Source organism: Sneathia sanguinegens (assembly GCF_001517935.1).
GTDB classification, from domain to species: Bacteria; Fusobacteriota; Fusobacteriia; order Fusobacteriales; family Leptotrichiaceae; genus Sneathia; species Sneathia sanguinegens.
Window position 1 is genome coordinate 61,050 of record NZ_LOQF01000003.1, and the last position, 26,733, is coordinate 87,782.

Here is a 26,733-nt window from a genome sequence, read left to right on the forward strand (position 1 = left end):
AAATCCTCCTATAAAATTTCATATATACTTTCATCTGAAAGTATAATTTCATTATTTTTAATTTTTTCTATAAAGTTCTTTTTATCTTCAAAAGATAAAAAAGAAGTGTAAATATTTTCATTTCCATATATTTTAACATTTTCTTTAGATAATTTTAATATATTTTTTGGTAAATTTACTTTATTTTTTACAGAGTAAAAATCCTTAAATTCATCAATTTTATCATCTAAAAGTATAACTTGTTTGAAAGCACTAAGATCAATTTCTTTATCATATGTATTTCTATCTAGTATAGCATAAGGTGCTGTAGGCTCTTTTGTTGTGAAATAAGCTAATCTTTGATTGGTTAATAAGTTATTATTCTTAGTCAAAAGACAGGTTGAAAAGCCCTTTAAATTATTATACATTGCAAAAGTAAGGTAAATATTAGCACTTAAAGGTGTATTTATATTTTTAGAACTTAATAGTATATTTTTATGTTTTTTATACAAAGCAGACAAAGCTAACTTTGTTGTACTATCATAATCAAGATAAGAAATTAATTCTTTTTTTATATATTTAAAAATATTTATATCATTTTTTTTAAAACATAACAAGTCAAATTTTCTCAAAATTAAAATATCTACAGAAAATATATCATTTATATTAGTAGTTTTAATAACTTTTATTTTAAAATTAAAATTGTATAATTTATTTAATTGATAAAGCAATCTTGAGATATTATAATCTAATTTACCCAAGAAATTATTCCCCTTATATATGCTCAATCTTTGAGTATGATAACTTATATCTAATATTTCATCCTTATTTAAAATACAATTAGAATAAAATATTGATTTCATTGGGAATGAAGTTTCATGTAAAGATTTTAAGAAACTTAGACCATCATCACTTAATTTTGATTCTTTCATATCATCTATTAAAACTTTTGTATAGTATTTTCCATTGTATAGATTTAAATTTATTTTATATACTATATCATAAAATATTCCTTTATTTATTTTATCAATTAAAGAAGCCTTAGAAAACCATACTGCTCCCTTATTAACAAAACCTTTTTGTGAAAAATCAAAACTTAAATGTGTTTTATCTTGACCTATTACTTTTGAGTTTTCAACTATAATATTTTTAGTTAAAAATGTTGGATTAGGATTACCAAAACCAAAAGGTTTTAATAATTCAAGTATCCTATAAAATTCATAAGAAATTTTTTGAATAGGAATAGCCTTATCAATTTCTATTAATTTACAAAAATCTGCTTCTTTTAAATATTTTTTTGCATAAGCATTAATCTTCTCTTTGAATTTTTTAATATTTTTAATTTCTATAGTAAAACCTGCTGCACCAACATGACCACCATAACGAACAAGTAAATCACCACAGTGTTGTAAAGCTTTAGTAATATCAAAATTAGGAATACTTCTACAAGAAGCAACGGCTATACCTTCGTCCTTTTTTTCTTCTAAAATAATACAAGGTTTAAAATATATATCAACAAATTTTGCTGCTACGATACCTATAACACCATGATGATACAGTGGACTTGAACTTATTAAAATATAGTCTTTTTCATTTTTTTCTATTTCTTTTTTTGCTAGATTAAAAATATCATTTTGTATTTTTTTTCTCTCTGAATTTTTAAGAAGTAATTCTTCTATTATAGCTTCAATTTCACGAGCATTTTGAGAAATAAGAAGATGGACAACTAATTTTGCATCTTGTAATCTACCAGCAGCATTGAAAATTGGACAAATTGTAAAGGCAACATCTCCAACAGAAAAATCATCTATTTTATCTTGAAATACTTTATTTATTAGCAATTTAAGACCTAGATTTTTTGTGTTTTGTAGTTGTTTTAGACCATATTTTACAATTATTCTATTTTCTTGAACTAAGGGTACAACATCTGCTATAGTTCCAAGACTAACAAGATCTATATAGTCAAGGGCTTCTTCATACATATCTTTTCTTTTGAATAATTCTAAAACTAGCATAAAAGCTGTACCTACACCAGCTAATTCCTTGAAAGGATATTTATTCTCCAATCTTTTTGGATTTACAACAGCATAGGCATTTGGGACTACTGGATCAAGTAAATTATGGTGATCGGTAACTATAACTGTTAAACCTAAAGAATTTGCATAGTTAATTTCTTTGTATGAGGTAATTCCACAATCAACAGTTATTATTAAATCGGCACCATTATCTTTTATTTGCTTTATAGCTTGATTATTAAGACCATAACCTTCATCTCTTATTGGAATATAGAAATCAATATTTTTAGCTCCTAATTTTTTAAAGGCTAGGTATAGAATAGACGTGGAAGTAATACCGTCCACGTCATAATCTCCATATATGCAAATCTTTTCATCATTAGATATAGCAACAAAAATTCTTTCAACAGCCTTTTCTAAATCTGTTAGTAGAAGAGGGTCGTGCAAATTTTTGATGTTAGGTTGTATAAAATTAATAATATCTTCTTTTTTTGTAATACCTCTTGTTGCTAAAATATTTAAAATATCTTTATCTATGGGTAAAGAAGTAATTTGTGCTTTCTTTTCTTTTAAAACCCATTTAGTATTTTGCATCTATTTTACTAAACCTCTCAATTCTCCTACTAGAATAGGGACTACCACATTTTTATCAGCAAAATCAGTTGAATTTTCCATTAAAATTACAACTGCAAAATCTTCTAAATAATAGTTTTGGTTAAACCATTTAGAAATACCTGAAAATTTCTTAGAAGGTTTTAAGCCAAATTGAAACATTCTATTTTTAATAATTTCTTCAACAGGACTTTCATAACCATTTACAAAGAAATCTTTCATATATATTCTTTTTCCTGTAGTAGCATCAAAAGTAAGACCATAATATTTGTTATCGCTTGTAGTTATAAGTACACTTTTGAAAGATGGATTATTTGCTTTTATTTCCAATTTAGGATCTTTTAAATTTTTCATTGCATCTTTTATTTGTTCATCAATAGATTTGTCAACTTCAGAATTAGTTAAAAAATCATTTTTATCTAAACTTTGTGTGAATTGTTGTTTATTAAAAAATTCAACATATGAAAAGGCAAAGGTATTAAGAGCTAATGTTAAGCTTAACAATATTAAAATTTTTTTCATTTATTTTTTCCTCCTATTAGTGAATAAAGGTCTTCAAGATTAAGATTTTTAGCTTCAATGTCTTTGAAATATTTATAAGTTTTTAATCTTAAATCAAGAGCTGCATCTTCATCTATAACAATTATTGCTTTTTTGTGCATTTGCAACATAGAAACTGTCCACATATGATTAACACCCATTTCTATTGCATGTCTGACAGCTAAAGATTTTTTGTAACCATTAGCCATTATCATAATTTCAGCACTGTCCATTATGGTTCCAACTCCAACAGTAAGGGCTAATTTTGGAACTTGTGTAATGTCATTATCAAAAAATCTTGAATTAGCTAAGATAGTATCTTGTGTTAATTCTTTATCCCTTGTTCTTGAAGCTAATGAAGATCCAGGTTCATTAAAGGCAATATGCCCATCTTCACCTACACCACCTAAGAAAAAGTTTATGCCACCATAGCTTTTTATTTTTTCTTCGTATCTTATGCATTCTGCTTCAGGATCAGTTGCTAAACCATTTAAAATATTTATATTTTCTTCTTTTATATCAATATGTTTGAAAAAATTTTCATACATAAAATAGTGATAGCTTTGCTTATGATCAGGACTTAAACCTACATATTCATCCATGTTGAAGGTAACAACATTTTTGAAAGATACTACCCCTTCCTTATTTAATTTTATAAGTTCTTTATAAGTTACTAAGGGTGTAGATCCAGTTGGTAAACCTAAAACAAAGGGTTTTTGTTCAGTTGGTTTAAATTCATTAATCCTCTTAGCTATTAAATATGCACTCCATTTTCCAATTTCTTCCTTATTTTTTAAAATAATAACTCTCATTTACTTATACACCTCTTTTCTTTTTTTATTATACACTATTCTATATATTTTTTGAAATAAAAAATTGACTTTATGCTATAATTAACTAGGAGGTATATAAATGAAACTTGAAAAATTGGTTAAAGAATTAGAAAAAGATAAGGAAAAAATGATAAAAATTAGAAGATATTTACATGAAAATCCAGAAATATCTTTTAAAGAAACTAAAACAGCTGAATATATATCAAAATATTATGAAAATAAAGGAGTTGAAGTTAAAACTCATGTTGGAGGAAATGGTGTAGTTGTAATAATAGATAGTGGAAAGCCTGGTAAGACAATGGGACTAAGAGCAGACTTTGATGCTCTACCAATAAAAGAAGAAACAGGTTTAACTTTTTCATCCAAAAATATAGGAGTCATGCACGCTTGTGGGCATGATGCACATACTGCCTATCTTATGGTATTAGCAGATATTTTGATAAAATATAAAAAAGAGCTTAAAGGTAAAATATATATAATTCATCAACATGCCGAAGAAATGACGCCAGGAGGAGCAATAGGTATGATAAAATCAGGTAATTTAGATGAAGTAGATAATTTTTTTGGTATACATGTTATGACGGATATGCCTGTTGGGAAAGTATATTATCATAGTGGAGAAACTCAACAAGGAAGATCAAAATTTAACGTTAAATTGATAGGTAAAGGTGGACATGGTTCTATGCCACATACTGCAAATGATGCTATAGTTGCTGGTGCAAATCTTATTATGGCTTTACAGACTATAGTATCAAGAAGATTAAGTCCTTTTGAAAATGGTGTAGTAACTGTAGGTTCATTTGATGGAGCAGGGACTTTTAATATAATAAAGGATAAGATTGAAATTACAGGTGATGTTAGAGCAATGTCAGAAAATACAATAAAAAAAATTGAAGAACAAATAAATATAATTTCTCAAGGTATTGCAAAAACTTATTCTATGGATATAGAGTACAACTTTTTAATTGATTATCCTATATTGAATAATGATAAAAAAATGACACAACTTGTTGTAAATGCAGTAAAAAAAGTGGGATTAGAAGCAGAAGACTGTGGTCCACAGTCTCCATCAGAAGATTTTGCTCATTATGCTAAAATTAAGCCTTCATGCTTTTTCTATGTTGGAGCAAAAAAAGATAATAATAATTATCCGCATCATAATTCGAAATTTGATATTAATGAGGAAAGTTTATTAGTAGCTTCTAAAGCTATGCTAGCAGTTGTGTTTGAATATTTAGAAATTAATTAAAAAAATTTTAACATAATGGGCAAGAAGTCGCCCACCTCTGTAGGTGGTGCGATGAATTGCCCTATTGTTTTTTAGAGAATAAGTTGTAAAATATAGAAGAAATTTATTTGATGAGAATTTGCTAAAGATATGTTTGTTAGGATTGGAAGCTCGTATCATATTACTTTAGTACAATGGAATCATGATAAAGACCATGTACATATAATGTTCAAAGCTCATCCTAAAACAGAATTGACTAAATTCATAAATGCATATAAATCAGCAAGTTCACGGATAATAAAAAAAGAATTTCCAAATGTAAAAAAATATATAGAAGAACAAGGACAAAGGATTAAATAATTTTGAGGGATGTGGACTGATGAAACAGCTAAAAGCATATAAATTTAGAATTTATCCAAGCGATGAACAAAAGATATTTTTTAGTAAAACTTTTGGTTGTGTTCGCCTTGTATATAATCTTATGCTAAATGATAGAATTAAAGCATATGAAGAAAGTAAGGGTAATTCTGATAAAAAATTAAAATATCCTACTCCTGCAAAATATAAAAAAGAGTATGAATTTCTAAAAGAAGTTGATAGTCTTGCTCTTGCTAATGCTAAAATGAATTTAGATAAAGCATACAAAAACTTTTTTAGAGATAAGACTATAGGTTTTCCGAGATTCAAATCAAAGAAAAATACAGTTCAAAGCTACACAACAAACAACCAAAACGGAACTGTAAATATAGTTGGAAAGCATATTAAAATTCCTAAATTAAAATCGCTAATAAAAATAAAAATACATAGAGAAATAAAAGGAATAATAAAGTCAGTAACAATATCGCGAGTAGCAAGTGGAAAATATTATGTATCTATCTTGTGTGAGACAGAAATAAATGAACTTCCTAAAACTAATTCAAACATTGGAATTGATTTAGGACTAAAAGATATGATGATATTATCAAATGGAGAAAAAGTAGGTAATAAAAAATTTAGTAGAAAATTAGAGAGAAAATTAAGAAGAGAACAAAGGAAATTATCAAGAAAACAAGAAGTAGCAAAAAAAGAAAAAAGAGATTTGAAAGAATGTAAAAATTATCAAAAACAAAAAATCAAATTGGTGAAGATACACGAAAAAATTATGAATAGTCGTAATGATTTCTTAAATAAGTTGAGTACAGAAATAATCAAAAGCCACGATATTATCTGTATAGAAGACTTAAATACAAAGGGCTTATTACAAAATCATAAATTAGCAAGAAGTATAGCTGATGTATCATGGTATAAACTAATAAATAAATTAGAATACAAAGCTAAATGGTACGGAAAAGAAATTATAAAAATAGACAGATGGTATCCATCAAGTCAAATATGCTCTGTATGTGGAGAAAATACAGGTAAGAAAGCTCTAAGTATAAGAGAGTGGACTTGTCCATTTTGTAATACAACACACGATAGAGATATAAATGCAGCGAAAAATATATTAGCTGAAGGTTTAAGAATAAGACAAGCAGTCTAAAAGAAAGTATAAAGAACCGTAGGAACTACGGGGATAGCTTGGTAAATATAGTTACAAAAATAACTACTTCCCAAGAAGAAGCTCCCACTTCAAAAATTACAAAGTAATTTTAAGTGGGAGAGGTTCACTTATAGAAAATACTTCGCCAGTATAAGTTAGTTCGCATATAATACCAAAAATATGTATAGGTAATAAGGGGATTATAAAATAATTTAAAATTCTTGTAACTATCATTTCAAAATCATTGAAAATATTGAAAGTTGTTTCTCCAATTTTTTCTTTTCTCATATAACTTATAGTAATTCCTACCATAAATGCAAAAACTATAGCCGTTGTAACATCTAATGCTGGTGAAAGAGGTATAGTGAAATATGGTGAAACTAGCATTGAATTGTTAGAAATAGTATATTGTAAGCTTTTAACAAGATCGGTAGATACTAAATTTGGGTAAAAGTTAAAAGCTACTGTATATGAAAATAAGCCGGCAATAATAGTTGAAATATATGAAATTCCAGCTGTTAATGCTAGTAAAATTCCTGCCCCTTCAGATAAACGAGCAATTCCAATTACAACAAAACCAATAATCATAAAAGGTATAAAAAAGCTAAAAAGCTACCAAAAAAGCTTGTGAAAGTTTTAAATATTCTAACAAAACTAAGGGGTAAAAAATTACCAAGTATAATTCCTAAAAAAATTGCAAAAATTAACCTTATAACAAGACTGAATTTAAGCTTTTTCATATGAAACCTCCTAATTAAAAAATTATATTATATTATATCAAAATTTTTAAATTTTTCAATTTAATGAAAAAAAGTTAAAAAAGTGTAAAAGTTCAATTTTAAAATAAAAAAATGAAAAATTAACAAAAAATAAAATTAAAACAAGACAAAGTTAAATATTTTAAATTAATTTTTGAGGGTAAGTAGTGATTTTATGATATAATAAGAATAATCTAAAATGGGGGAATAAAATATGAATAAACTTGCAATAACATCTATTTTTTTAACTTCTGTACTTTATGCAAATGTGCATGGGAATGTAGAAGCGTTTAATAATAATCAATATAAGATAAATAGTAACAAATTTTCAGCTAAAGAAACAGGTATTAATGCTGAAGTGGAAGTTTTGGGCTTTAAAATAGGAACACATTTAGTAGCACAAGATGATTTTAAAAAATTTACTTCAAGTAATGTTTATGCTCAATATACAACACCTGCATACAAAGGAATTAAAGGTGAATTTAGAGGTAAAGCTTCTTTAGGAGCTCAATTAGAATTAGGAACAAAACTTATTTACGAACCTGTGAAAGATTTAGAATTAAGTTTTGCTAGTACATTTAATCCTGGTATAAATGGAAAGACTTTAGAATATAAAAATGTATTGACTGACGAAGGTGTTACAATAGAAAAAGATAGCGAAACAAAATTGTTTGCTCATTCATATGTATTTGAAGCAAAATATACAAAAGATACTTTAAAAGTAATAGGAGATTTATTACTTCAACATGTAAATGAAAGATATGAAAAAAAGAAACCAAACCAAGTAGAAGCTCTTGAAAAAAATATTGATAAATTAAGAAAAACAAAAGAATTATTGGAAAAAAATAAAGAATTAAGAGAAATAGCAAAAGCATCAAAGGAAGAATTTGAAAAAGTAAATGTTACAGAAGAAGAAGCTAATAAGATTAAGACAGACTACACTACAAAGGAAGAAGAATTAAAAGCTAAGAGTGCTGAAAAAGATAAAAAACAAAAAAATGTAGATGAATTACAAAATGAACTAAATGAGTTAAAAGCACAAGTAGATGCAAATAAAATTACAGAAGAAGTTAAAGCATTGAAAGAAAATCAAGATGCTATTTCTAAAGAATTAGATAACTTGAAACAAGAAAATGCAAAATTAACAAATGAAAAAAAAGAAAATGAAAAATTAAAAGCTAAAAAAGAACAAGAAAAAAATAGCCATTTAGATAAATCAAAACAAATTAAAGATAGTATTTCACAAGGAAATAAAGATATTGAAACTCTTAAAAATGAAATAAGTAGTTCTGAAAATAGTTTAAAAAATCTAAAAAAAGAACAAGAAATCTATAAACAAATAGATAAAATTGATGAAAAGATAGCAAAATATGAAAAAGAATTAGAAAGTTCAAGTAAGACATATGTAGATTTACAAAAACTAAAAACAGTCTATGAAAAATTTTTAAAAGCAGAAGAAAAAGAACAAAACAAATCTTTTGTTGCAACTTTATTAAACAAAGTCTTTTCTAAATTAAAAACAAAAACTGAAGAAAAAATAAAAGAATACGAGAAAAAAGATGAAAAACTATCTAAAACATATTCAGAATTACAAAATATGAAAAAAGCAAAAGAAATGTATGAAAATCGTTTAGAAAGTAAAGATATAAAGAAACAAATAGAAAATGCAAAAAAGAAAATAAAAGAAGAAAAAGAAAAATTAGAAATTAATCAAATAGCTGATAGGATAGTTTTAAACTATATAAATGAAACAGAATTAACTATAAGTACAATAGATAATAAGATAGAAGAATTAAATTCTAAAATAGAAGAAAATCAAAATGAAATTGCTAAAAAGTATAAAGAATACGATGACAAGTTTAAGGCGATAACTAAAAAAACAACTCTAAAGAATTTAAATAATAACCTTAGTGAAAAAGATAAAACTATAAAAAATAAAGAAGCAGAACTTGAAGCAGCTAAAACTAGCTTGCAACAATTAAGTGATGAAGAAAATACTTTAAAAAATGATTTTGATGCTTTATCAAATAAAAAAGCTGGTATTGAAAATAAGAAAGATAAAAAAGCAAAATTTGATGAAGATAATAAAAACTTAACTGATAATGAAACTGAGTTGAAAAAAGAAGTATTTACTGGTGAAATTAATGCTGAAAATGTAGAAAATAAACTTAAGGAAGTAAATGCTGAAATTGATATAAAAGAAAGAACTAAAGAAGAACAAATAAAAGATATAAATGAAAATCCATATAATAAAATGGAAGAAAATACAATTTATGTTGGAGCAAAATTAGGTGTTGAATATGCTTATAAAAATCTTGGTGTTGAAGGTAAATTGACATTAGGAACAGCATATAAATCAGTAAAAAAAGATAAGGAAAAAGTGGTAAGTGAATTTATGCCTTATGCAAAATTAAATGGAAAAATTAACTATAATTTTGAAGTTAAGAAGAACATATTCATAGTACCAGAATTAAGTGGGCAAGTAACAGCAGACAAATTAACAACAAGTGATTTGAATATTAAATATAGCTTAACGCCTAAGGTAGCATTTAAATGTACACCAGTAAATAACCTATTAATCAGTGCTGATTTAGAATTAAGCAATAATTTTGAAAAAGTTCAATATAAGGAAAGTGCATTGGGAACAAATATAAGTATTAAATATATGTGGTAATAAAATAGAATAGGAGTTGTTAAAAAAATTTAACAACCCCTTTTTTATGGGAATTTTAGAATATAAATGGAGGATCTTATGAATAAAATCGCAATAACATCAATTTTATTAGCTTCTGTACTTTATGCAAATGTACATGGTAATGTCGAGGCATTTAATAAAAATCAATATGAAATTAATAATAATAAATTTTCAGCTAAAGAAACAGGTATTAATGCTGAAGTAGAAGCTTTAGGCTTTAAATTAGGAGCACATTTAGTTGCTCAAGATAATTTTACTCACTATACTTCAAGTAATGTATATATTAAATATACAACGCCTGCATATAAAGGAGTTACAGGAGATTTTAAAGGAGAAATATCTTTAGGAACTAAGGCAGAATTAGGAGCAAAAATTAACTATGAAATTGCTAAAGATTTAGAATTAAGTTTTGATAGTACGTTTAATATAGGTATAAATGGAAAAACTTTAGAATACAAGAATGTGTTAACAGATGAAAATGTTAGAATAGAAAAAAATAAGGATACAAAACTATTTGCTCATTCATATGTACTTGAAGCAAAATATACAAAAGATAATTTAAAAGTAATAGGAGATCTATTACTTCAACATGTAAATGAAAGATATGAAGAAAAAAGACAAAATCATGTAGAAGCAGAAATAGAACAATTAAAGAAGAAAAAAGAATTATTAGAAGAGAATAAAGTATTAAGAGAAAAGTTTAATGCTTCAAAAAAAGAATTTGAAAAATCAAATGTAACAGAAGAAGAATTAAAACAAGCAAAACAAGATTATGATAAAAAAGAAGAAGAATTAAAAGCTAAGAGTGCTGAAAAGAAAAGTAAACAAGAAGAAGTAGATAAACTAGAAAAAGAAATTAAGCCATTAGAGGATGGGTTGAAAGAAAAAATAAAAAATGAACAAGAATCAGAAGCAACAGCTAAAAAAGCATTTGAAACTGCAGATAATGAATATAAGGCAGCTAAGCAAAAAGAACAACAAGCATTTACAGAATTAAAGCAATTACATCAAGAAAATCAAAAATATAATGTTGATGAATTAACTAAAGAAAGAGCAAAAAAAGAAAAAGAAAAGGAACCATACAAAAATCATATAAATGAATATCAAGGTAAAGTAACTAATTTAAAAAATAAAATTAAAGAAGAGATAAAAAAGAAAATTGAAGAAATTTGTGCAGGATTGCAATCTGAAGAAATAAAAAGTAAAATAAAAACTTTGGAAAAAACAATAAATAACAATGAAGGTAAAACACAAGAAAAAATTGATGAGTTTTTAAGCAAAAATGTAGATTTAATTACAAAAGAAGTAGGATTAGGAAAAAAATTAAAAGACTTTGCTAATGAAATTAATAAAAACGAAGAAACTGTTAGAACAGTTTCAGATATTTTGAAAAGTGAAGAAAATAAAATTCAACAATTAGATAATGAAATAAAAGAAATAGATGCAAAAATAGCAAAAGTTAATGAAAATAAAAAAGCACTTGATACAAAGCAAAAGGAATATGATAATGCAAAAAAAATATCAGGTGAAAAACAAGATAATAAAACAAAAAAAGAAACAGAATATAATAAAAAGAAAGCAGATAGAGAAGATGTTGAAAAAACATATGATAAAATTGCAGAACTTAAAGATAAAAGAGCAGAACTTGAAGCAGCTAAAACTAAGTTAGCGAGCTTAGAGAAGGAAGAAAATACTTTAAGAACTGAATTAAGTAATGCATTGAATAAAAAGTCAGCTCTTGAAAAAAAGATGACTGATAAAAATACTAAAGAAGCAACATATAATCAAGATAAGCAAAACTTGACTGATAATGAAACTAAATTGAAGAAAGAAGTATTTACTGGTGAAATTAAGGCTGAAGATGTAGAAAAGAAACTTAATGAAATAAATGCTGAAATTGAGAAAAAAGAAAATAATAAAGATCAAGATAAAGAAGTTTTAGAAAAAAATCCATATAAAATGGAAGAGAATACAGTTTATTTTGGAGCAAAATTAGGTGTTGAATATACTTACAAAAATCTTGGCGTTGAAGGTAAATTAACATTAGGAACAGCATATAAATCAGTTAAAAAAGATAAGGAAAAAGTAGAAAGTAAATTTATGCCTTATGTAAAATTAAATGGAAAAATTAACTATAATTTTGAAGTTAAGAAAAACATATTCATAGTACCAGAGTTAAGTGGACAAGTAACAGCAGACAAATTAACAACAAGTGATTTGAATATTAAATATAGCTTAACGCCTAAGGTAGCATTTAAATGTTTACCATTAAATAACCTATTAATCAGTGCTGATTTAGAATTAAGCAATAATTTTGAAAAAGTTCAATATAAGGGAAGTGCATTAGGAACAAATATAAGCATTAAATATATGTGGTAAAAATAAATAAGTGAGATTATAGAGATATAGTCTCACTTTTTTAAATATTCTTAAATTTTCATTTATTTAAAATTGACAAAATAAGTAAAAATTAAAAAAAATCGTGGTTTTTATTGAATATAAAACATTTTTATCCATTTAAAATTGACAAAATAAGGGGTAAATTTAAAAATATTAAATTTTTTTAGTAAAAATTCAATTTTTATGGTATAATTTATTAAAATAAAAAACGACGGAGGAACAGATATGAATAAAATCGCAATAGCATCTCTATTTTTAACTTCTGCACTTTATGCAAATGTTCATGGAAATGTAGAAGCATTTAATAAAAACCAATATACTATAGATACTAATAAGTTTTCAGCTAAAGAAACAGGTATTAATGCTGAAGTAGAAGTTTTAGGGTTTAAATTAGGGACACATTTAGTTGCTCAAGATAATTTTACAAAATATACTTCAAGTAATGTTTATGTTCAATATACAACACCTGCATATAAAGGGCTTAAAGGTGAATTTAGGGGGAAAGCTTCATTAGGAGCTCAATTAGAATTAGGAACAAAACTTATTTATGAACCTACTAGTGATTTAGAAATAAGTTTTGCTAGTACATTTAACCCTGGTATAAATGGAAAAACTTTGGAATACAAGAATGTATTGAAAGATGAAGATGTTAAGATAGAAAAAAATAGCGATACAAAACTATTTGCTCATTCATATGTAATTGAAGCAAAATATACAAAAGATAATTTAAAAGTAACAGGAGATTTATTACTTCAACATGTAAATGAAAGATATGAAGAAAAGAAACAAGATCAAATAGAAGATTTAGATAAAAATATTGATAAATTAAAGAAACAAAGAGATTTATTAACTGCTAATAAGAATTTAAGAAAAAAGGCTGACACTTCAAAAGAAGAATTTGAAAAAGTGAAAGTAACAGAAGAAGAATTAAAACAAGCAAATCAAGATTATGATAAAAAAATGAATGATTTAAATCAAAAAATTAACGATAAAAAAGAAGAAACAAAAAAAATAAGTGATTTGGAAAAAGAAATATCTCCATTAGAAAATGAATTAAATGAAAAAATAAAAAAAGAACGAGAAGCAGAAGCAGTAGCTAAAAAAGCATTTGAAAATGCAGATAATGAATATAAGGCAGCTATGCAAAAAGAACAACAAGCATTGACAGAATTAAATCAAATAAAGGCAGAAAGTGAAAAATATAAAGTTGATGAATTAACTAAAGAAAAAGAAAATAAAGAAAAAGAAAAGAAATCACCTCAAGATGAAATAAATACGTTTAAAAATAGTTTAAATGATAAAAAAAATGAAATTAAAAACGAGATAAAAAATAAAATTGCAGAAATTTGTACAGGATTGAAATCAGAAGAAATAAAAAGTAAAATAAAAACTTTGGAAGAAACAATATATAAAAATGAAGGTAAGACACAAGAAAAAATTAACGAGTTTTTAAGTGAAAATAAAGACTTAATTGGAAAAGAATCAGGTTTAGAAGAAAAATTAAAAAGTTTTGCTGATGAAATTAATAAAAAAGAAGAAACTGTTAGAAATGTTTCAAATACTTTGAAAAATGATGAAAACAAAATTCAACAATTAGATAATGAAATAAATGAAATTGATGCAAAAATAAAAAAAGCTAATAAAAATAAGCAAGCACTTGATACGAAGCAAAATGAATATGATAATGCAAAAAAAATATCAGGTGAAAAACAAGCTGATAAAACAAACAAAGAAACAGAATATAATGAAAAGAAAGCAGCTAGAGAAAATGTTGAAAAAACATATGATAAAATTGAAGAACTTAAAGGTAAAAGAACAAAATTTGAAACAGCTAAAACTAAGTTAGAAAGCTTAGAGAAGGAAGAAACTACTTTAAGAAATGAAAGAGATAATGCATTGAGAACAAAGACAGCTCTTGAAAAAAAGATGGCTGATAAAAATGCTAAAGAAGTAATCTATAATCAAGATATGAAAAACTTGACTGATAATGAAACTGAATTGAAAAAAGAAGTATTTACTGGTAAAATTAAGGCTGAAGATGTAGAAAAGAAACTTAATGAAATAAATAAAGAAATTGATAAAAGAGAAAAAAATAAAGATCATGATATAGAAATCTTAGAAAAAAATCCATATAAAATGGAAGCAAATAAAGTTTATATTGGAGCAAAATTAGGTGTTGAATATGCTTACAAAAATCTTGGTGTTGAAAGTAAATTGACATTAGGAACAGAATATAATTCACTTAAAAAAGATAAGAAAGAAATAGAAAAAAACTTTATTCAATATGCAAAATTAAATGGAAAAGTTAATTATACTTTTGAAGTTAAGAAGAATATATTCATAGTCCCAGAATTAAATGGAGAAGTTAGTGTAGAAAAAGCAACTAAAAAAGATTTAGATGTTAAATATAGTTTAACACCTAAGTTAGCATTTAAATGCATTCCAGTAAAGAACTTGTTAATTGGTGCTGATGTAAAATTAAGCAATAATTTTGAAAAAGTTGAATATAAGGGAAGTGCTTTAGGAACAAATATAAGTATTAAATATATGTGGTAACACAAAAGGAGTTGTCATTTGACAACTCTTTTTTTATGGCAATTTTATTACGAAAATATTTTTATTATAAAAATTTTTGGTGCTACGATAAATATTAAATGTTGTGTTTGCTAAAATATCAGCATAACGAATTAAAATTTTAGATTTAGAATTAAGATAAGCGACATTAACATTTTTCAAATTAGGTAGTAGTGGTGGGGTTATGAGATTATATTCAAACTTTTCAATTCCAATTTTAAATTCACGAAAAATACTTGTTTGTAAATCGTGAATAGCATTTGTTGCGGTAGTATGTTCATCACAAAAAATTTTCAAATAGTCAACATTATTTAGGTCTATGACCTTATTTTTTGCTAAATTAAGTAGAGCTTTTTTAATTCCTATTTTATAGGCATAATCTAAATATCTTTGTTTAGTTTTTTTGTCAATGAAAATTCTATCATAAATTTCTTCCTGATTTATTAAAACCACAAAATTAAAATTATTTTTTATACTTCTTAGTAATTTTCTTTTTTGATTAAAATTTAACATGGTTGCTTTTAATTCAAAGTTATTATTCAAGGCTAATTTTTTCTTTATCTTATTTTCTGTATTTTGATAACTTTTTTCACTATCTTTAATATTATTAGGATCCAAAAATATTACACCAGCAAATACAAAAAAATCATTATGATTTTTATCGAATACTCCAGATTCGTCTGAATAAATATGTAATTCCATTTTTCTCCTTATAAAAAGACCACTCACATTAAAGGAGTGGCTCTATGTCTGACGTACTTACAGTACGCTTAAACTCACATTCAGTAATCATAGATATAAACAGTATAGGTAGACCTATCTTCAATGTAAGTATAGCATTTTTTGAGAAAAAGTCAATAAAAAACAGGGGCAAAGCCCTGTTAAAAGTTAAAAAGAAAGATCAAATTGTATTCCATCAAATTGAGTTTTATATGAAATACCTAAAATTTTTTTATTATTTTTACCTTTCAGTATCTTTGATACTGGGATAATTTTTTCTATATTATTAAGTAATACATTTTCTTCAAAAAGTGAATTCTCAGACATTATTGTTAGAATAAGATCGCTATAAGGTTTTTTATATCTAACAAAAATGTGTGTACTTTCCATAGCCTCCCTCCTCAAGAAATTTAAGAAATGCATTAACTCGTTTAGAAACATAATAAGATAGGTTGTAATAATGACTTTTTTCTTTTTCATTTAAGTCTTTAAAGTCCTTTTTCTTTAAAGTTAAAAGATTTTCATTTAAGTTTTTGATAAATAAAAAGAATAAATCATTTTTAAGGTTAGTTGTGGATAGAATATATCTATTTTCTGTAGTCCACCAAAGTTTGTTTATATTTGAATCTGAGCAAAGATAAATATATATTTTATTTTTATCAATTTTTTTAAATTCATCAAAAGTATTTTTAATGTGTAATCTATATTTTTTCTTAAAAAAAATACTAGATAGACTGAACATAAAAAATTTAAAATCTTCTTTTGTGATATCATCTATGAAAATTTCTATTTTTTTTATTTCTTTTTTTCCTTTCAAGAAAAATTTCTTTTTATTTTCTAAAATTTCATAGGTATAAGTGTTTATATCACTTTCTTTAAAAAAAACTTTGTTTGTATATGAAATAGTATGTAAATTTTTACGGCAGTCTGTTAAATAGTTCTTATATTTATCTAAGGATATTTTAGAATTTTTCAAGATAAGCTCATCGAAAATAAGGGAAAATTTTTCATTTATTTCTTTATCGTTGAAAGTGCTGATAGAGAAATGAAAGTCATTTTCCTTTACAGTTAGAGCCTTAAAAGTATTTTTTAACATGAAATCCATTTTTGTATAATCAATTGTTTTATGTTTTTTAAAAGTTAACGAAGAAAAATGAAAAATTTTAAAATAGTTTGCCAAAAATATCAAATTCATTTTAAATAAATAATTAAAATCTTTATTTAATAAATAAGTTTTTCTTTTTTTTAATTCTTTTTTTAAATGTGTATATAGAAACATTGAACTTAAATTGAAAATTTTAAGATTTAATATCTCATCTAAAATATTAAAATTATTTTCCACATTATTTGGACTATAGAATGAAAAAATATATTTAAAAAATTCTTCCTTATTCCTATAGTACAAATTTGAAAGGTCAAGTGAACTATATTCATTATTAAAAAAATTTTTGTAATTAAGTGTTTCCATATTATGATGAGTATAAAGAAAATAAAAAAAATACGCATTGTATATTCTTGAAAAAGAGGTCAAAAATATATAAAAATGCGTATACAAAGTCAGTAAAACAAGGGTGTTAAATATACATTAAAATTTCTTTTATATTTTTTAAGATTAGGCTACTAATATTTTTCATTTCAGCATTAGCCTTTTGTACATTAGGTATCATTATTGTATGCATGTTAGCATTGACTCCAGCTCGTATGCCATTATATGAATCTTCAAAAACCATGCAATTATTAGGATTAACATTTTGTTTTTTTGCAGCTAGTAAAAATATTTCTGGATTTGGTTTTCCATGTGTAATTTCATTACCAGCAGTATAATCGCAAAAATATTTTTCTAAATTATTTTTTTTAATATACTTTTTTATAATATCTATACCTGAAGATGAGGCAATAACACATTTTTTACCCTTATCATGTAAATAGTTTAAAACATCTAAAACACCAGGTACAAGTTCAAGCCCGTATTTTTCATTATGGTCAATTAATTTTTCATAAACTTTTTCTGATAAAGTCGCAAAAGGAAAATCTTTTCCATATTTATTTTCATAAAGTTGCTTCATGGAACTTAAATTCATTCCTATTGTTTGATTTATGGTATTTACATCAGGAGTATAACCTAATTGCTTCATTACTTCTGGTAAAAATTTTAAATAAAGTTTTTCTGTTTCAAAAATTAAACCATCCATATCAAAAATAAATAAATCAATATTTTTAAATTTCATTTAGAGCCTCCAATTCATCTGAGTAATTTTGCCATTTATTTAATAGTTCTTCTTCTTCTTTATCTAAATTTTCTATTTCTTTTTGAATTTCAACTAATTTTTCTATATTATTTGATATATTAGGTTCAAACATTGATTTTTGTTTTTCTTGTTTTTGTAAATTAATTGAATCTATTTTTTCTTCTAAACTAGCTATATCTTTTTTTAATTTATTCAATTTTTTTTGTTCTTCTTTTTTTTGAAAATAGTCTAGCTTTTTAGTTGTATCCTTATCTTTTGTTTCAACTTGTGCCAAACTTTTTCTATATTCTTCATAATTTCCTTTGAATTTTGTAAGACCTTTTTCATCTAATACATAGATAGTGTTGCAAATTGTGTCCAAAAAGTGTCTGTTGTGTGAAACAATTAAAAGAGTACCTTCATAATTTTCTAAAGCTTTTTCTAATATTTCTATTGAATAAATGTCTAAATGGTTAGTCGGTTCATCTAATACTAGAAAATTAGCTTGTTTTTGTATTAGTTTAATAAAGGAAACTCTTACTTTTTCTCCACCTGATAAATCTTCTATTCTTTTATCAAGATCATCGTTTTTAAATAAAAAAGCACTAGCCATTCTTCGTAAATCTTCTATGGTATAAGAAATAGAAGTATTTATTTCTTGTAAAATTGTGTTTTTAGGGTACAAGTTTTCGTTGTTTTGTTCATAAAAACCAAGATTGACATTAGAAGCAAGTTGAATTTCACCAGAATCAGCTTTTAATAAACCGGCAATTATTTTTAATAATGTAGATTTTCCACAACCATTTTTACCAATTATCCCTATTCTTTCACCCTTATATATATCTAAATTTAAATTAGAAAATATGGGAGTGCTATCAAAGGCTTTAGTTAAGTTTTTTGCCCTTAAAACTACATTAGAACTAGGATTTTTAATTTCAAAATTCAAATGCATATTTTCTTGCTTAACTTCTGGATTTTCACGAATTAATAAATGTGATAAAAGTTTTTGTCGTCCTTTAGCTTGTTTTGCCATACGACCAGCACGATTTCTTTCTATATATTCATTTAATTTCTTTATACGATCTTGTTCTTTTTCAAATTCCTTTATTTCACCTTTAATTAGCATTTCTTTTTGAATAACAAAATCCGAAAAATTTCCTTTATATATACGAAGTTTAGTATTTTCTATTTCAAAAATTTTATTGCAAATTGCATCTAGAAAAAGTCTGTCGTGTGAAACTAATAAAAAGGCTTTATTATATTTTTTAAGAAAAGATTCAAGCCATTCAATAGAATAAAGGTCAAGATGGTTTGTAGGTTCATCTAAAATTAATAGGTCAGGTTCTTTTAATAAAAGTTTTGCTATTGAAAGTCTAGTTTTTTGACCACCAGATAAACTTGAAATAGTTCTATCTTTCAATTCTGTAAGGGCAAGCCCATTTATGACTTGATTAATTTTATAGTCTATATTATATCCATCTTTAGCTTCAAATTTATTATATAGTTCGTCAAGTTCTTCTTTTAGTTCTGGTTGTGTTTCAAGTTTTATATTTATTAAGCTTATCTTATTATATATTTTATGTAATTCTGAAAAGACACTGTCTAATTCTTCATATACAGTAGAATTATTATTAGAAAAATTATGTATTTGTGATACATAACCAATGCTAATATTTTTGTCAACAAAAATAGATCCTTGGCTTACTGGTTCTTCACCCAGTATCATTTTAATAATACTAGACTTACCAACACCATTAAGACCTATAAGACCTATTTTATCTTTCTTTTCTATATTAAAATTAATATCTTTTAAAATTGTTTTATCTAAATATGCTTTTGAAACATTATTAATTTGTATAAGTGCCATAAAAACTCCTTTTTTATATTGTAGCAAAAAAAAGAAAAAAAAGAAATTACTGTATTAACCATTTTGCGATGTTTATTATTTTGATACCATCTATATCATATGAAATATTATCAGAAACTTGTATATATATTTTACTATTGTTTTTTATGGCAACAAAGTCAATTTCTTTTTGATAAAGCTTACCAACATAAATATCGTAGCCTCGTCTTAAAAGTTCTAATGCTACTATATTTTCATAAGCTTTTCCATAATCCATATTTCTTATCCCAAGTATGCAATAACGCAACGATAAATCAACCAAATAATATTTATCATTTGTTTCTAGATATTTTTTACCTTTAATATCATATCTTTTTATTTTGTAAAACATAAAAGCGTTGCATAGGTATTTAATATTTGGCATAGGCTATTAATAATTCTGATTTTCCGATTCTTCTCATACCAATTATAATCTTTATATCAGGTGAACTTTCAAGATTCTTTAATTTCATGAAAACACCACTTTCAAAACTTTAATTTTTTTTATCTTTTGAAACAATAATAGAATATATTAGCAGTTTAGTCAATAAAACTGACTTTCAAAACTTTAATTTTTTTCATTTTTTGAAAGTGAAGGGATTAGTAAGTTAATATATTTTTTACTAAGATTAGTATTAAAAATCATTGACATTTAGCTAAAAATAGTATATCATTACCGAGTACAGAGCAGAGTCTGTTCTGTTTTATTGTGTACAAAAATTATTGTTTAGTAAGTTAGCTAACCTTTGAAGAAGCTTGATTTTTACTGCTTTTGTTAGAACGTCAAAAGTTTTAAAAGATAGATTAATTAATTGTGAATGAATTTACTAAGACCCAACAATAAAATTAAAAAAAGAATTGAGAGGAGGAAATATGCCTACAATAAATCAATTAGTTAGATTTGGTAGAAGCACTTCTGAAAAGAAGAAAAAATCACCAGCCTTAAAGGCAAATCCACAAAAAAGAGGGGTTTGTGTAAGAGTTTATACAACAACACCTAAGAAACCTAACTCAGCTTTAAGAAAGGTTGCCAGAGTAAAACTTGTTAATGGAATAGAAGTTACAGCATACATACCAGGTATAGGACACAATCTTCAAGAACACTCAATAGTGTTAATAAGAGGAGGAAGAACAAAGGACTTACCAGGGGTTAGATATAAGATAATAAGAGGAGCTTTAGATACTGCAGGAGTAGTAAATAGAAAGCAAGCTAGATCAAGATACGGTACTAAGAGACCTAAATAATAAAGGAGGATAAAGATGTCAAGAAGAAGACAAGCAATAAAAAGAGATGTTCTACCTGACTCAAAGTACAACGACAAAGTTGTTGCCAAGTTTATTAACGGTCTTATGGTAGATGGTAAAAAGTCTTTAGCTGAATCAATATTCTACAGTGCTTTAAATGGTGTAGAAGAAGAAACAGGAGAAGCTGGAATAGAAGTATTTAGAAGAGCAATGGAAAATGTTAGACCACAATTAGAAGTTAGATCAAGAAGAATTGGTGGGGCTACATATCAAGTTCCAGTTGAAGTAAGAAAAGAAAGACAACAAACTCTTGCAATCAGATGGTTAGTTAGATATACAAGAGAAAGAAAAGAATATGGAATGATCGAAAAATTAAAGAAAGAATTAATCGCAGCTTCAAAAGGTGAAGGTGGATCAGTTAAGAAAAAAGATGATACATATAAAATGGCAGAAGCAAATAGAGCATTTGCACATTATAAATGGTAATAGGAGGATAAATGGCAAGAAATGTAGAGCTTAAAGATACTAGAAATATAGGAATAATGGCTCATATAGATGCTGGTAAAACTACTACTACTGAAAGAATTTTATTCTATACTGGTGTTAATCATAAAATAGGAGAAGTTCATGATGGAGCAGCTACTATGGATTACATGGAACAAGAACAAGAAAGAGGAATTACAATAACTTCAGCAGCTATAACTTGTTTTTGGAAAAAACATAGAATAAATATTATAGATACTCCAGGTCACGTTGACTTCACAGTTGAAGTTGAAAGATCTTTAAGAGTACTAGATGGAGCAGTTGCAGTATTTTCAGCAGTTGATGGTGTTCAACCACAATCAGAAACTGTTTGGAGACAAGCAGACAAGTATAATGTACCTAGAATTGCATTCTTTAATAAGATGGATAGAACTGGTGCAAATTTTGAAATGTGTGTTGATGATATTAAGAAAAAATTAGGTGGTAATGGTGTACCTATTCAATTACCAATAGGAGCAGAAGAAAATTTTGAAGGTATTATTGACCTAATTACTGAAAAAGAATATATATTTAAAGATGAAACTATGGGAGCAGCTTTTGAAATAAGAGATGTAAGACCTGAATTAAAAGATGCAACTGAAGCAGCAAGACATCATTTAATAGAATCTGTAGTTGAAACAGATGATGAATTAATGGAAAAATTCTTTGCAGATGAACCAATAAGTGAAGAAGAATTAAAAAGAGCATTAAGAAAAGCAACTATTGACGGTGTAGTTGTACCAGTTACTTGCGGTACAGCATTTAAAAATAAGGGAATTCAACCTTTATTAGATGCAATAGTTGAATATATGCCTTCTCCATTAGATATACCATCAATAAAGGGAACAAATCCTAAAACTGATGCTGAAGAAGTAAGACATCCAAGTGATAGCGAAAAATTCTCAGCATTGGCATTTAAAATAGTTACTGACCCTTTTGTTGGAAGATTATCATTCTTTAGAGTTTATTCAGGTATGTTACAAAAAGGTTCATATGTTTTAAACTCAACTAAAGGTAAGAAAGAAAGAATGGGTAGATTACTTCTAATGCATGCTAATAAGAGAGAAGAATTAGAAGAAGTTTATACAGGAGATATAGCAGCAGCAGTTGGTTTGAAAGATACAACTACTGGAGATACATTGTGTGATGAAACAGCACCAATTATCTTAGAAAATATGGAATTCCCAGATCCAGTTATATCAGTTGCAGTTGAACCAAAAACTAAGGCTGACCAAGAAAAAATGGGAACTGCATTATCTAAATTAGCTGAAGAAGATCCAACATTTGTTGTAACAGCTAATCAAGAAACAGGTCAAACAGTAATTTCAGGAATGGGTGAATTACACCTTGAAATTATAGTAGACAGAATGAAAAGAGAATTTAAGGTTGAAGCTAATGTAGGTAAACCACAAGTTGCATATAGAGAAACTATACTTGGTAATTCAGATGTAGAAGAAAAATACATAAAACAATCAGGTGGTAGAGGACAATATGGACATGTTAAGTTCAAAGTTGAACCTAACAAGGATAAAGGTTATGAATTCGTTAACCAAATTACAGGAGGGGTTATACCAAGAGAATATATACCTGCTGTAGATAAGGGAGTTCAAGAAGCATTACAAGCTGGAGTTGTAGCTGGATATCCTGTACAAGATGTTAAAGTTACTCTATATGATGGTTCATATCACGAAGTCGATTCATCAGAAATGGCATTTAAGATTGCAGGATCTATGGGTATTAAGAAGGCTTTAAAATTAGCACAACCAATTTTACTTGAACCAATATTCAAAGTTGAAGTTACAACACCAGAAGAATATATGGGAGATGTTATAGGAGACTTAAACTCAAGAAGAGGACAAGTTTCAGGTATGAGTGATAGAAATAATGCTAAAATAATAGATGCACATGTACCATTATCAGAAATGTTTGGATATGCAACAGATCTTAGATCAAAGACTCAAGGAAGAGCATCATATTCAATGGAATTTGAAAAATATGTACAAGTTCCAAAAAATATTTCAGATAAGGTAGTTGAAGAAAGACAAGGAAAATAGTTTAGGAGGAAAAACAAATGGCAAAACAAAAGTATGAAAGAAGTAAGCCCCATGTAAACATAGGGACAATAGGCCATGTAGACCATGGTAAGACAACAACAACAGCAGCAATATCAAAAGTATTAGCAGCAAAGGGACTAGCACAAAAGGTAGATTTTGAAAATATCGACCAAGCCCCAGAAGAAAGAGAAAGAGGAATAACAATCAACACTGCGCACATAGAATATGAATCAGAAACAAGACACTATGCACACGTAGACTGTCCAGGGCATGCTGACTATGTAAAGAACATGATAACAGGAGCAGCACAAATGGATGGAGCTATTCTAGTAGTATCAGCAGCAGATGGACCAATGCCACAAACAAGAGAACACATCTTGTTGGCAAGACAAGTAGGAGTACCTTACATAGTAGTATTCTTAAATAAAGTAGACATGGTTGATGATGAAGAATTACTAGAATTAGTAGAAATGGAAGTAAGAGAATTATTAACTGAATATGGATTCCCAGGAGATGAAATACCAGTAATAAAGGGATCAGCATTAAAAGCCTTAGAAGGAGATGCAAAAGCAGAAGAACAAATCTTAGAATTAATTAAGGCAGTAGATGACTACATTCCAACACCAAATAGACCAATAGATGAACCATTCTTGATGCCAATAGAAGATGTTATGACAATAACAGGAAGAGGAACAGTAGTAACAGGAAGAGTAGAAAGAGGAGTTGTAAAAGTTGGGGATGAAGTAGAAATAGTAGGAATCAAGCCAACATCAAAGACAACAGTAACAGGAATAGAAATGTTCAGAAAATTATTAGACCAAGGACAAGCAGGGGATAATATAGGAGCATTACTAAGAGGAGTTAAGAAAGAAGAAGTAGAAAGAGGACAAGTATTAGCAAAACCAGGAACAATAACACCACATACAGAATTCAAGGGAGAAATATATGTTCTAACAAAAGAAGAAGGTGGAAGACATACACCATTCTTCACAGGATACAAACCACAATTCTACTTTAGAACAACAGATATAACAGGAGAAGTACAATTACCAGAAGGAGTAGAAATGGTAATGCCTGGAGATAATGTATCAGTAGAAGTAAAATTAATACACCCAATTGCAATGGAACCAGGATTAAGATTTGCAATAAGAGAAGGTGGAAGAACAGTTGCTTCTGGAGTTGTTGCTAAAATTGATAAATAAAAATAATACATTTAATTGAAAACATAGTAGTAAGGGCTTCTGCCCTTGCTACAAACAAAGTAGGGAGGAAAAATTTTGGAAAATAAATTAAGAATACATCTTCAATCATATGACCATAAATTGTTAGATCAATCTTCAAAAAAAATAGCTGAAGTTGTAAAAAAATCAGGATCTGAAATAGTTGGACCTATGCCTTTACCAACTAAGGTTAAAAAATATACTGTACTAAGATCAGTACATGTAAATAAAGATTCAAGAGAACAATTTGAAATGAGAATACATAGAAGATTTATTGAAGTTAAAAATTCAAATCAACAAGTGATGGATTCATTAAGTTCATTAACTTTACCATCAGGTGTTGGAATAGAAATTAAGTAATTATTGTGTTACAATGACACTTTAATACAAGTTGGTTTACCAACCAATATATTAAGGAGGAATAATAGATGATATTAGGAAAAAAAGTAGGTATGACACAAATATTTGAAGACAAAAAATTAGTACCAGTTACAGTTATAGAAGTAGGTTCAAATTTTGTCGTTCAAATAAAAACAAATGAAAAAGAAGGATATAATGCAATAGCATTAGGCTTCGATGAAAAAAGAGAAAAATTAGTTAAAAAACCTGAAATGGGTGTTTTCAAAAAAGCAGGAATTACTCCTAAAAAATTTGTAAAAGAATTTCGTGTTGATTCAGTCGAAGGATATGAATTAGGTAAGGAATTAACAATTGCTTCATTAGAAGGTATAGAATATGTTGATATCCAAGGTGTATCAAAAGGTAAAGGAACTGCTGGGGTTATGAAGAGACATAATTTCGGTGGTAATAGAGCTACACATGGGGTTTCAAGAAACCACAGACTTGGAGGTTCAAATGCTGGGGGTGCAGCATCAAATAGTAATGTACCAAAAGGTAAGAGAATGGCTGGAAGATTAGGTAATGAAAATGTTACAGTACAAAATCTAAAAGTTGTTGGAATAGATGCAGAAAATGGTATACTTTTAGTTAAAGGTGCAGTACCAGGAGCAAAAAAAGGATATCTTGTAATTAAAAAAGCAATAAAAAAATAGTAGAAGGGAGTAAAGATGGCAGTTTTAAATGTATATAAATTAGATGGTTCTATTAGTGGAACTGTTGAAGTAAGAGATGACTTATTATCATTAACACCAAATGCAACAGTTATGCATGAAGTGTTAACAGCTGAACTTGCAGAGGATAGACAAGGGTCAGCAAGTACAAAGAATAGAGCTGAAGTTTCTGGTGGTGGAAAGAAACCATTTAGACAAAAAGGAACTGGTAGAGCAAGACAAGGATCAACAAGAGCACCACATATGGTAGGTGGAGGAGTTGTTCACGGGCCAAAACCAAGATCTTATGAAAAGAAAATAAATAAAAAAGTTAGAAAATTAGCGTTAAAATCAGCATTAGCAACTAGATTACAAGCTGGTAATGTTGTAATTATAGATGATTATGCACTAGAAGCACCTAAGACAAAGACTTTAATAGACTTTACAAAATCATTAGATATTTTAACAAATAAAAAATTATTCATAGTAAATGATTTATCAGAAGATAAAGATTACTACTTATACTTATCTGTTAGAAATATCAAAGATACAGAATTATTATTACCAGGTGAAATAAGTGTATATTGGTTATTAAAGAGTGAAAAATTAGTAATTACTAAGGAAGCACTTTCAAGCCTTGAGGAGGTGTTAGCATAA

At 26.7% G+C, this 26,733-nt stretch carries 21 protein-coding genes and 2 pseudogenes; 13 read left to right on the plus strand and 10 right to left on the minus strand.

Annotation, left to right across the window (positions count from 1 at the left end; translation table 11 throughout):
* Positions 1 to 8: 8 nt before the first annotated feature.
* Genes recJ through nagB form a run of 3 tightly spaced genes read right to left on the minus strand, consistent with a single transcriptional unit; the run spans position 9 to position 3,958 of the window.
* A complete protein-coding gene (gene recJ, locus AWT65_RS02100) occupies positions 9 to 2,588 on the minus strand; it encodes a single-stranded-DNA-specific exonuclease RecJ (protein ID WP_066728872.1) in 2,580 nt (859 codons plus the stop codon).
* Positions 2,589 to 3,128 carry a hypothetical protein gene (locus AWT65_RS02105; RefSeq protein ID WP_066728873.1) on the minus strand — a complete coding sequence of 180 codons (540 nt, stop codon included), beginning with the start codon at positions 3,126 to 3,128 and terminating at the stop codon, positions 2,589 to 2,591.
* Positions 3,125 to 3,958 (minus strand): glucosamine-6-phosphate deaminase, encoded by an 834-nt coding sequence (gene nagB / locus AWT65_RS02110; RefSeq protein ID WP_066728875.1) that lies wholly within the window; start codon positions 3,956 to 3,958, stop codon positions 3,125 to 3,127. The genes AWT65_RS02105 and nagB overlap by 4 nt, the downstream gene beginning before the upstream one ends.
* Positions 3,959 to 4,058: 100 nt before the next feature.
* Between nagB and AWT65_RS02115 the strand changes: the two genes are divergently transcribed.
* From AWT65_RS02115 to tnpB, 3 genes and pseudogenes are all read left to right on the plus strand, one after another.
* Positions 4,059 to 5,228 (plus strand): amidohydrolase, encoded by a 1,170-nt coding sequence (locus tag AWT65_RS02115; RefSeq protein ID WP_066728877.1) that lies wholly within the window; start codon positions 4,059 to 4,061, stop codon positions 5,226 to 5,228.
* A gap of 82 nt (positions 5,229 to 5,310) precedes the next feature.
* Positions 5,311 to 5,540 (plus strand): annotated as a pseudogene (tnpA, locus tag AWT65_RS02120) (IS200/IS605 family transposase); the annotation flags it as partial.
* Positions 5,541 to 5,586: 46 nt separating this feature from the next.
* The gene (tnpB, locus tag AWT65_RS02125) at positions 5,587 to 6,726 is read left to right on the plus strand and encodes an IS200/IS605 family element RNA-guided endonuclease TnpB (RefSeq protein WP_066728879.1); all 1,140 of its coding nucleotides are present in this window, start codon (positions 5,587 to 5,589) and stop codon (positions 6,724 to 6,726) included.
* Between the two features lie 129 nt (positions 6,727 to 6,855).
* Here tnpB and AWT65_RS02130 read toward each other — a convergent pair.
* Positions 6,856 to 7,466 (minus strand): annotated as a pseudogene (locus AWT65_RS02130) (cation:dicarboxylate symporter family transporter); the annotation flags it as partial.
* Positions 7,467 to 7,698: 232 nt separating this feature from the next.
* Here AWT65_RS02130 and AWT65_RS02135 point away from each other — a divergent pair.
* The 3 genes from AWT65_RS02135 to AWT65_RS02145 all read left to right on the plus strand — a co-directional run bounded on the left by AWT65_RS02135 (position 7,699) and on the right by AWT65_RS02145 (position 15,135).
* Complete coding sequence (locus AWT65_RS02135; protein WP_066728883.1) at positions 7,699 to 10,158, plus strand: hypothetical protein; 2,460 nt, start codon at positions 7,699 to 7,701, stop codon at positions 10,156 to 10,158.
* 78 nt (positions 10,159 to 10,236) lie between these two features.
* Positions 10,237 to 12,558, plus strand: a complete 2,322-nt coding sequence (locus tag AWT65_RS02140) for a hypothetical protein (protein ID WP_066728885.1) — start codon at positions 10,237 to 10,239, stop codon at positions 12,556 to 12,558.
* Between the two features lie 246 nt (positions 12,559 to 12,804).
* Positions 12,805 to 15,135 carry a hypothetical protein gene (locus AWT65_RS02145; protein WP_066728887.1) on the plus strand — a complete coding sequence of 777 codons (2,331 nt, stop codon included), beginning with the start codon at positions 12,805 to 12,807 and terminating at the stop codon, positions 15,133 to 15,135.
* A 33-nt stretch (positions 15,136 to 15,168) separates the two neighbouring features.
* Here AWT65_RS02145 and AWT65_RS02150 read toward each other — a convergent pair whose 3' ends face one another.
* The 6 genes from AWT65_RS02150 to AWT65_RS02175 form a co-directional block, all read right to left on the minus strand.
* Positions 15,169 to 15,855, minus strand: a complete 687-nt coding sequence (locus AWT65_RS02150) for a DUF3800 domain-containing protein (protein ID WP_066728889.1) — start codon at positions 15,853 to 15,855, stop codon at positions 15,169 to 15,171.
* A 186-nt stretch (positions 15,856 to 16,041) separates the two neighbouring features.
* The gene (locus AWT65_RS02155) at positions 16,042 to 16,263 is read right to left on the minus strand and encodes a hypothetical protein (protein WP_066728892.1); all 222 of its coding nucleotides are present in this window, start codon (positions 16,261 to 16,263) and stop codon (positions 16,042 to 16,044) included.
* The gene (locus AWT65_RS02160) at positions 16,238 to 17,341 is read right to left on the minus strand and encodes a hypothetical protein (protein ID WP_066728894.1); all 1,104 of its coding nucleotides are present in this window, start codon (positions 17,339 to 17,341) and stop codon (positions 16,238 to 16,240) included. The genes AWT65_RS02155 and AWT65_RS02160 overlap by 26 nt, the downstream gene beginning before the upstream one ends.
* Before the next feature lie 106 nt (positions 17,342 to 17,447).
* A complete protein-coding gene (locus AWT65_RS02165) occupies positions 17,448 to 18,101 on the minus strand; it encodes an HAD family hydrolase (protein WP_066728896.1) in 654 nt (217 codons plus the stop codon).
* Positions 18,091 to 19,968, minus strand: a complete 1,878-nt coding sequence (locus tag AWT65_RS02170) for an ABC-F family ATP-binding cassette domain-containing protein (protein ID WP_066728897.1) — start codon at positions 19,966 to 19,968, stop codon at positions 18,091 to 18,093. Before AWT65_RS02170 ends, AWT65_RS02165 begins: the two co-directional genes overlap by 11 nt.
* A 46-nt stretch (positions 19,969 to 20,014) precedes the next feature.
* Positions 20,015 to 20,371: a DUF4143 domain-containing protein gene (locus AWT65_RS02175; RefSeq protein ID WP_157055039.1), complete on the minus strand. Its 357-nt coding sequence runs from the start codon at positions 20,369 to 20,371 to the stop codon at positions 20,015 to 20,017.
* 488 nt (positions 20,372 to 20,859) lie between these two features.
* Between AWT65_RS02175 and rpsL the strand changes: the two genes are divergently transcribed.
* From rpsL to rplD, 7 genes are all read left to right on the plus strand, one after another.
* Positions 20,860 to 21,231 (plus strand): 30S ribosomal protein S12, encoded by a 372-nt coding sequence (gene rpsL / locus AWT65_RS02180; protein ID WP_066728899.1) that lies wholly within the window; start codon positions 20,860 to 20,862, stop codon positions 21,229 to 21,231.
* Between the two features lie 15 nt (positions 21,232 to 21,246).
* The gene (gene rpsG, locus AWT65_RS02185; RefSeq protein ID WP_066728905.1) at positions 21,247 to 21,717 is read left to right on the plus strand and encodes a 30S ribosomal protein S7; all 471 of its coding nucleotides are present in this window, start codon (positions 21,247 to 21,249) and stop codon (positions 21,715 to 21,717) included.
* 11 nt (positions 21,718 to 21,728) lie between these two features.
* Positions 21,729 to 23,807 (plus strand): elongation factor G, encoded by a 2,079-nt coding sequence (gene fusA / locus AWT65_RS02190; protein WP_066728907.1) that lies wholly within the window; start codon positions 21,729 to 21,731, stop codon positions 23,805 to 23,807.
* Between the two features lie 17 nt (positions 23,808 to 23,824).
* A complete protein-coding gene (gene tuf / locus AWT65_RS02195; RefSeq protein WP_066728554.1) occupies positions 23,825 to 25,009 on the plus strand; it encodes an elongation factor Tu in 1,185 nt (394 codons plus the stop codon).
* A gap of 72 nt (positions 25,010 to 25,081) precedes the next feature.
* Positions 25,082 to 25,387: a 30S ribosomal protein S10 gene (gene rpsJ, locus AWT65_RS02200; RefSeq protein WP_157055040.1), complete on the plus strand. Its 306-nt coding sequence runs from the start codon at positions 25,082 to 25,084 to the stop codon at positions 25,385 to 25,387.
* Between the two features lie 68 nt (positions 25,388 to 25,455).
* A complete protein-coding gene (rplC, locus tag AWT65_RS02205) occupies positions 25,456 to 26,079 on the plus strand; it encodes a 50S ribosomal protein L3 (RefSeq protein WP_066728910.1) in 624 nt (207 codons plus the stop codon).
* Between the two features lie 15 nt (positions 26,080 to 26,094).
* The gene (rplD, locus tag AWT65_RS02210) at positions 26,095 to 26,733 is read left to right on the plus strand and encodes a 50S ribosomal protein L4 (protein ID WP_066728912.1); all 639 of its coding nucleotides are present in this window, start codon (positions 26,095 to 26,097) and stop codon (positions 26,731 to 26,733) included.

Coding starts and splice junctions, on each gene's coding strand:
- AWT65_RS02155 (WP_066728892.1), bottom strand. CDS start 16,263: ATGGAAAGTACACACATTTTTGTTAGATATAAAAAACCTTATAGCGAT.
- AWT65_RS02115 (WP_066728877.1), top strand. CDS start 4,059: ATGAAACTTGAAAAATTGGTTAAAGAATTAGAAAAAGATAAGGAAAAA.
- tuf (WP_066728554.1), top strand. CDS start 23,825: ATGGCAAAACAAAAGTATGAAAGAAGTAAGCCCCATGTAAACATAGGG.
- AWT65_RS02150 (WP_066728889.1), bottom strand. CDS start 15,855: ATGGAATTACATATTTATTCAGACGAATCTGGAGTATTCGATAAAAAT.
- AWT65_RS02175 (WP_157055039.1), bottom strand. CDS start 20,371: ATGCCAAATATTAAATACCTATGCAACGCTTTTATGTTTTACAAAATA.
- rpsL (WP_066728899.1), top strand. CDS start 20,860: ATGCCTACAATAAATCAATTAGTTAGATTTGGTAGAAGCACTTCTGAA.
- recJ (WP_066728872.1), bottom strand. CDS start 2,588: ATGCAAAATACTAAATGGGTTTTAAAAGAAAAGAAAGCACAAATTACT.
- AWT65_RS02140 (WP_066728885.1), top strand. CDS start 10,237: ATGAATAAAATCGCAATAACATCAATTTTATTAGCTTCTGTACTTTAT.
- AWT65_RS02170 (WP_066728897.1), bottom strand. CDS start 19,968: ATGGCACTTATACAAATTAATAATGTTTCAAAAGCATATTTAGATAAA.
- rplD (WP_066728912.1), top strand. CDS start 26,095: ATGGCAGTTTTAAATGTATATAAATTAGATGGTTCTATTAGTGGAACT.
- nagB (WP_066728875.1), bottom strand. CDS start 3,958: ATGAGAGTTATTATTTTAAAAAATAAGGAAGAAATTGGAAAATGGAGT.
- rpsG (WP_066728905.1), top strand. CDS start 21,247: ATGTCAAGAAGAAGACAAGCAATAAAAAGAGATGTTCTACCTGACTCA.
- AWT65_RS02145 (WP_066728887.1), top strand. CDS start 12,805: ATGAATAAAATCGCAATAGCATCTCTATTTTTAACTTCTGCACTTTAT.
- AWT65_RS02105 (WP_066728873.1), bottom strand. CDS start 3,128: ATGAAAAAAATTTTAATATTGTTAAGCTTAACATTAGCTCTTAATACC.
- rplC (WP_066728910.1), top strand. CDS start 25,456: ATGATATTAGGAAAAAAAGTAGGTATGACACAAATATTTGAAGACAAA.
- tnpB (WP_066728879.1), top strand. CDS start 5,587: ATGAAACAGCTAAAAGCATATAAATTTAGAATTTATCCAAGCGATGAA.
- AWT65_RS02160 (WP_066728894.1), bottom strand. CDS start 17,341: ATGGAAACACTTAATTACAAAAATTTTTTTAATAATGAATATAGTTCA.
- AWT65_RS02165 (WP_066728896.1), bottom strand. CDS start 18,101: ATGAAATTTAAAAATATTGATTTATTTATTTTTGATATGGATGGTTTA.
- AWT65_RS02135 (WP_066728883.1), top strand. CDS start 7,699: ATGAATAAACTTGCAATAACATCTATTTTTTTAACTTCTGTACTTTAT.
- fusA (WP_066728907.1), top strand. CDS start 21,729: ATGGCAAGAAATGTAGAGCTTAAAGATACTAGAAATATAGGAATAATG.